The sequence below is a fragment of the Alkalinema pantanalense CENA528 genome (assembly GCF_050753345.1).
Lineage (GTDB): Bacteria > Cyanobacteriota > Cyanobacteriia > Leptolyngbyales > Leptolyngbyaceae > Alkalinema > Alkalinema pantanalense.
The window spans coordinates 1-3924 of record NZ_JBLZFX010000189.1 but is presented as its reverse complement, the minus strand read 5'-3'; the positions used below and the strand labels follow the sequence as shown (position 1 = coordinate 3924).

The following is a 3924-nucleotide window of genomic DNA, read 5'->3' as shown; positions in this document are numbered from 1 at the left end:
TGTAGATGAGAGAGGGCGATCCGTGTTGATTGGTTGGCTGTTGAGGGTGGTTGAATAAGGGGGAGGTGGGACTTAGATTTTTTGGGTAAGGGGTTCTAGAAGTTGATCTTGGTCTGGCGCAAGGATTGGGGGTGGGGTTCTAGACCTCAAGGGATGGGGGTTCTAGAAGAGTCTGTAATCAACATTCGGGAAAATAGCTGATAATTCTGGGTTTGAGCGATCGTGATGCCCTAGAATTACCCTTCCAGTACTTTGGGGGTGGGGGTCTAGACATTTTTTGTAATCATTGCGATCGGGGGTGGGGGTCTAGAAAAGCTGTAATCATCCAAAAGCTTGACTGGGTCTGGATTCTATTAGTTTGAGTCACGGGTGCTGTGCCCCTCTAGAAGCCAATGATTACAACCCCGATCGATCGCTAAGTTGGCCAAGGCAGTGCAGAAAGTAGCGCTATCTCAGGAAGTAGGCTGCTCAAAGGCCCATTAATCGGGGGATCCGGAAAGATCTCTGAGTGATTACAATTTTGGGTGAATGATTACACCTTGGGGATATTGGTGATTACAAAGGGATGTAATCAGTGGGTGGGGAGATCGAGTTCGAAGACCCGTTTCAGGATGGCATCGGTATCGGCGGTAATCGATCGCTCTCCGCTTTCAATCAACGAAATCAACCCTTGGCTGATCCCACTGAAGGCTGCCAGCTTGCGTTGGCTCCAATTGCGTTCTGTTCTCAGGGCTTTTACCTGTTGGCCAGTGAGGATGAGGGCTTCGTCTGGGGGGAGTTCGTTAGCGGGGGGAATTGTATGTGTGGTGTCCGCGACTGCAAGCCGTAGATCTTTGCCATCCTGTCGCCGAATCCAAAGTTGAGCTTTTAGGAGTTGATCAAAAAAACCGCGCGGACGTTGGTAATTACTGCGCCCAAAGCCTAAGGGTTGAATGTCTGGGGGATAGGTTTCCGCATCAAATTGTAATTCCCATCCTCGATCGTGCAGCGCTAATAAATCGTCATCCCAGGTGTTGACTAACTTTTTGCGAGCCTCGCTATTGGCTTTTGCTAATTCGACTTTTTCCTGCCCATAGGCAATTTCCATCAACATTTCTACAGTCAAGGGCGATCGTTGGCTAAATTGTGTCTGGAACATTAACCAAACCATTAACCGAGCCGCTCCTTCCCGGTGTTGCCAGACGCTCATCACCCCTTCTAGAACGTCCTGGGCAAGATATCCCTGTTGGTAAAAAGCAGCCTTTTCCCGTTGTCCTTCTTCGTTGAGGAAATAGCGTGTCCATAACCCCGGACGCACCACAAAGGTCATGCCTGTCAGTTCTTTCTTACCAAATAAATTTTCCTGGTAGTGGTAACGGGTTCCTAAAATGTGCCAGAGGCGGCCTTCCTCAATGGTGAATCCCTTAACTTTGCCTTGGCGCGGCCAGGAAATAAAGGTGGTAATTTTGCAGGGTTGCTTGGCAATTTCTTCGATGAGTGCTAGCTTCTCCTGACGGTTTTTATCGGTGCGTTTTTTGAGTCCCAGATAGGCTTCGATTTGTTGGTCGGTGATGACCAGTTCCTGTTCCCAGGGGCGATCGAGTTGGGCGGCGTGGGCGGCGTAGATCAAATGCATACAGGCTGCCCGAATGTCGAAGGTATCAATCACGGCAAGGGCAGCGGCACCAGCTAGGGTGGAGGGATGCTCGGTTTCTAAATCTTCTGTCACCCAAAAATGCAAAGCCCCTTGTCCGTTGCCGATATCTTTGGCGTAGTAGAGTTTGCCGTTGGGATCGGGAGCCCAGGGGAGATGTTTCCGTTGGGTCAGGATGTTGCTGGCTTCCCAAATCGGTAGTGCGGAGGCCATTCGGGTAGCGCGGCTATGTTCAAATAAATCGGGACTGGCCTTGGGCAGGGTGTCGGGTTTGCTGTCGGGCATTTTGGATAGATGTGAGGATGCAGCCGGATTCGTCTTAGCTTGGGAGGCTAAGGTGTCTGATGGCGAGGATTGGGGTTTGGGTTTTCGAGCCATCGGGGTGCATTACTCCAACTTGAGCGCGAGATCAGCGGCAGGATGACGACCATTGCCAGAATGGAACTTGCCAGAGGTTGACGCCCTTCAGGCATGGTGTCTGCTGGGTGGGTCAATCCAAGGTCACCGCTATGATAAGCCAAATTCCAAAGGCGACGCAGGTTTCTCAGGGGATTTTCATCTTGTACTACATGATTTTGTAGTACAAGATGAAGGTAATTAGTTGCTAAAGTCTGATCAGTCTTGTTCTATCTTCAACTTGTAGGACAAGATACGTTGTTCGTGAGATTAATCTATCTTGAAATCTAGGAGATAACAGGAAGCGATCGTTTAAGTTGGTACTTGACTGTGACTACTCAATCCCGGAATAGTGATGAAAGACTTTTTTATTAGCTATACAGGAAAAGATCGTACTTGGGCGGAGTGGATTGCTTGGGTTTTGGAAGAAGCGGGATACTCTGTTGTTATTCAGGCTTGGGATTTTCGACCAGGTGGCAACTTTGTACTAGATATGCAGAAAGCAACAGAGGCAACCCGGACGATCGCGGTGTTCTCGTCGCTCTATTTGCAAAAGCCATTTCCTCAACCTGAATGGGCTGCTGCTTTTGCGCAAGATCCCACTAGTGTGAACCGTAAGTTAATTCCAGTACGGGTGGAAGATTGCAGTCCGCCGGGGTTATTAGGACAGATTGTCTATGTTGATGTCTTTAATTGTGATGAGGGAACGGCACAGGAGCGTTTGCTAGCGGCGGTAAAAGATGGTCGGATGAAGCCTGAAAAGCGACCAGGGTTTCCAGGTAAGTCAGCTCGTGTTCCATTCCCTGCTACTTCTGAAGCGACTGCTCAGAGTCCTCAAGTGGGTCAGAGTGAACAGCGGTTGCCAGCAGAGAATGGAGAGATTGATGGAGAGAGGAGCAAAATTGATTTTAGGGGATCCCAAGGGGCGATCGTAAATCCGGCTACTGGAACGACGATTCATCAGCAGTTTGGTAATACCACGAACATTAATACAGGAGGCGGAGATTATGCGGGAGGAAATTTGACGAAATAATTAGAGCTTGTGGGGCGAAAGGCGTACTTTGTTAGGATCCTAATTAATAGGACTCCCTGTAATGATAGTGATGGAGGCGATCGGTTGGAAGCAACGCCTTGGAATGTTGAGGTCTACACAACCAGTCAAGGGACTCAACCGTTTACAGAATGGCTGAATTCACTCAAGGATACTCAAGGTTCGAATAAGATTCTTTTGCGGATTCGTCGGATTCAGATGGGTAATCTGGGCGATCACAAATTTATTGCAGATGGGGTGTTTGAATTGCGGATGCAGTTTGGCCCAGGCTACCGAGTTTATTTTGGGAAAGTGGAGAATCGCGTTATTTTGCTGTTGTGTGGTGGAGATAAGCGGTCTCAGGAAAGTGATATTCAAAAAGCGTTGAAGTATTGGAAAGATTATACGGAGAGAGGAAATGACTAGAAGTGTGCCATTTAGTGTAATTTTGAATGATTACCTGAAGGATCCCGATCGAGCGCTGTCGTATTTACAGGATGCTTTGGAGGAAGGTGATCTTGAACTGTTTCTGGAAACCCTTCGGGATGTGGCTGTTGCCCAAGGTGTGGTGTCAAATTCGATCGAGCAACTACCTGAATTGTCGCAGTTGGTAGAAGGATTTCGTCGTCATGGTGTGAGTGATGAAGTGATTGCTGCGGTGTTGGCAGAGGTTACTGTGGAGGTAGATGCTGCTTGATGTGTGTATTTTTGCTGTGTTTCCCTTGGCTACTGTTGTAGATGCATGGGCTTGTAGCAAAAGTCAGTAAGTAGGAGGGGTAAATTAAATGTAAGATAGAAGGAACTTTTTTCTCTTTAAAATGCCAGCCCCTCTCCGTATCATTCTTAGCCCAGAAGACGATGAAAT

4 protein-coding genes are annotated in these 3924 nt (G+C 48.2%); 3 read left to right on the top strand and 1 reads right to left on the bottom strand.

Annotated features, from left to right (window positions below):
* Positions 1-571: 571 nt before the first annotated feature.
* Positions 572-2011 carry a helix-turn-helix domain-containing protein gene (locus tag ACN4EG_RS27305; protein WP_431633441.1) on the bottom strand — a complete coding sequence of 480 codons (1440 nt, stop codon included), beginning with the start codon at positions 2009-2011 and terminating at the stop codon, positions 572-574.
* A gap of 373 nt (positions 2012-2384) precedes the next feature.
* Here ACN4EG_RS27305 and ACN4EG_RS27300 point away from each other — a divergent pair, with 373 nt between their 5' ends.
* The 3 genes from ACN4EG_RS27300 to ACN4EG_RS27290 all read left to right on the top strand — a co-directional run bounded on the left by ACN4EG_RS27300 (position 2385) and on the right by ACN4EG_RS27290 (position 3756).
* Complete coding sequence (locus ACN4EG_RS27300; RefSeq protein ID WP_431633440.1) at positions 2385-3062, top strand: toll/interleukin-1 receptor domain-containing protein; 678 nt, start codon at positions 2385-2387, stop codon at positions 3060-3062.
* Between the two features lie 84 nt (positions 3063-3146).
* A complete protein-coding gene (locus tag ACN4EG_RS27295; protein WP_431633439.1) occupies positions 3147-3485 on the top strand; it encodes a type II toxin-antitoxin system RelE/ParE family toxin in 339 nt (112 codons plus the stop codon).
* Positions 3478-3756 carry a helix-turn-helix domain-containing transcriptional regulator gene (locus ACN4EG_RS27290; RefSeq protein ID WP_431633438.1) on the top strand — a complete coding sequence of 93 codons (279 nt, stop codon included), beginning with the start codon at positions 3478-3480 and terminating at the stop codon, positions 3754-3756. The genes ACN4EG_RS27295 and ACN4EG_RS27290 overlap by 8 nt, the downstream gene beginning before the upstream one ends.
* The last annotated feature ends 168 nt before the right edge of the window (positions 3757-3924 follow it).

What these genes read in the sequence shown, in the direction of transcription:
- ACN4EG_RS27305 (WP_431633441.1), bottom strand. Translation starts at nt 2,011, where the DNA reads ATGGCTCGAAAACCCAAACCCCAATCCTCGCCATCAGACACCTTAGCC.
- ACN4EG_RS27300 (WP_431633440.1), top strand. Translation starts at nt 2,385, where the DNA reads ATGAAAGACTTTTTTATTAGCTATACAGGAAAAGATCGTACTTGGGCG.
- ACN4EG_RS27290 (WP_431633438.1), top strand. Translation starts at nt 3,478, where the DNA reads ATGACTAGAAGTGTGCCATTTAGTGTAATTTTGAATGATTACCTGAAG.